The 1,713-nt window shown below is 35.3% G+C and carries 5 protein-coding genes; all 5 read right to left on the reverse strand.

The annotated features are described in order from the left end of the window. Positions 1 to 13: 13 nt before the first annotated feature. From RV14_RS11585 to RV14_RS11600, 5 genes are read right to left on the reverse strand one after another with little or no spacing between them, the layout of a single operon-like run. Complete coding sequence (locus RV14_RS11585) at positions 14 to 355, reverse strand: DUF5406 family protein (RefSeq protein ID WP_071856390.1); 342 nt, start codon at positions 353 to 355, stop codon at positions 14 to 16. Beyond that, positions 342 to 1,004, reverse strand: a complete 663-nt coding sequence (locus tag RV14_RS12345) for a DUF1642 domain-containing protein (protein WP_167359867.1) — start codon at positions 1,002 to 1,004, stop codon at positions 342 to 344. Before RV14_RS12345 ends, RV14_RS11585 begins: the two co-directional genes overlap by 14 nt. A gap of 16 nt (positions 1,005 to 1,020) precedes the next feature. Next, complete coding sequence (locus RV14_RS11595) at positions 1,021 to 1,296, reverse strand: hypothetical protein (RefSeq protein ID WP_071856391.1); 276 nt, start codon at positions 1,294 to 1,296, stop codon at positions 1,021 to 1,023. Next, positions 1,293 to 1,439 carry a hypothetical protein gene (locus RV14_RS12350; protein WP_167359868.1) on the reverse strand — a complete coding sequence of 49 codons (147 nt, stop codon included), beginning with the start codon at positions 1,437 to 1,439 and terminating at the stop codon, positions 1,293 to 1,295. The genes RV14_RS11595 and RV14_RS12350 overlap by 4 nt, the downstream gene beginning before the upstream one ends. Before the next feature lie 28 nt (positions 1,440 to 1,467). Further along, positions 1,468 to 1,635 carry a hypothetical protein gene (locus tag RV14_RS11600; RefSeq protein ID WP_071856392.1) on the reverse strand — a complete coding sequence of 56 codons (168 nt, stop codon included), beginning with the start codon at positions 1,633 to 1,635 and terminating at the stop codon, positions 1,468 to 1,470. Positions 1,636 to 1,713 lie beyond the last annotated feature (78 nt).

Below are 1,713 nucleotides of genomic sequence, written 5' to 3' on the forward strand. Positions count from 1 at the left end.
GCTATTCCTCCGTTTACTGTTCTTTATCTGCTACAAAAGCAATAATTTCAAGACCTACAATGTAGTCACCTAACTCTTCCCATACATCTTCCACTAACAATTCGTCCCCTTCGTCATTTGTCAGGGTCATTTTGAACCACTTATTACCTTCATCATCTTCAGGAAGTACTCCAAATCCGATTGGGTTATCAGTCAATGGTTGATAATACAAATCTTCTTCGTCTAACGCTAAGACACTTAATCCTTTGCAATTACCACCTCTTCTAAATGTCACAAACCCTTTGTAATCCCAACGTTGAAAAGAAACTTTAATCGTATGTGTGCCCATTCGAATAGTTGGATCATAATTTTTCATTTGTTGTATCCTCCTCATAATCAGTTAGTACTACAAAGCTATCCTTATTTTTGTTCAAAAATTCTAATAAATCTTGTATAGAAAAGATCTCTTCATCGGCTTGTCCATAGTAGATACCTTCGATAATTGCGGCTATATCTGAAAAACTAATTTTTGGTTGATCTTTTCTGTGATTGAAAGTCTTACCAGATTCCCAATCTCCTGTTTTTCTAGCATAGTCATATTGTTCTGCCGTTAAATACGTTTCCTCATTACTTTCCAGTGGCTTTTTCTTGCTATCATAGCCATCTAGCCAAGCACGCATGAACTTTTCTGGATTCTCTATTAACCAGTCAACTGCTTTATCATGTTTATCATGCTGAGTATCTTCATTTTGACAGTAATACCAATCGTGAAATGTTAATATCAGAGCTAACAAATCGACATCTGACGAATTACGATAATAATCTAGTAACTCTGCTACATTTTCAGGTACATCAACTGACTTTTTCGGTTCGTCCAGTTCTACCGCATTCAATACCGACAAAATTGCTTCTTTTTCTGCAATCTCTCGTTTGAAATTCTTCGGAGCTAATCTCATGACACTCAAGTCATTTTCAAACTTTTCAATCCATGCAGTTCTGCTCATTTTCACAAATTTTTGAATCATTGTTCCACCACCTCTTCTATGCCATAATCAAATATTGACGCGACATACCTTCTTCCAATTGGTAATAGATCTTCACTCGTTCAAACCGTTTCAAAAGACCAAAAAAACAACGTTTTTCTTTAGGTGAAAAATTCGCAACATATTGACTTACTGGAAGCTTTCGATCCTTCCTCTTCTTGATCTCAGCTAAAATATCTTTTTCGAAACGTCGAATCATTTTTTGCTCTTCTTGTAAATTGAAATTCCGACTAAACCCATCGACTAGAGAGTGATAATTATAACTTGTTCTCATATTGTCACTTCCTTCTTTCCAGGAAGAACAAGAAGTACTAATGGCTCAACTATTTTTTTCGCTAGAACCCATTCATTGGCTTCTTTTTTGCTTGAACAAGAATAATACACACGTCCGGTATGTTTCCCCATAATCTTTACCATAGGCATTCACTCCTATTAATTAATTGTCTCAAAATGCTTTACGCACAACATATTCGTTATCAATTATTCGTTCAAAAGAATCACAAGGATAAATTCTCTTCTTACTTTTCTTTTGATCTTCGCTTATGATCCATTGGAATTTTTGATTGGTTTCCTCAGTGACCGCAATCTTGATCCTTTTTTTCTTTGTTCCCATATTCAGGTGTCCCCTTCTTTATTAATAGGTGTCCCCTCTACTTTTCTAAATCTAAGCAGTTCTCAATTTTAATATTCG

The organism is Enterococcus ratti, assembly GCF_001886195.1.
In the GTDB taxonomy this organism is placed as follows: Bacteria; Bacillota; Bacilli; order Lactobacillales; family Enterococcaceae; genus Enterococcus_B; species Enterococcus_B ratti.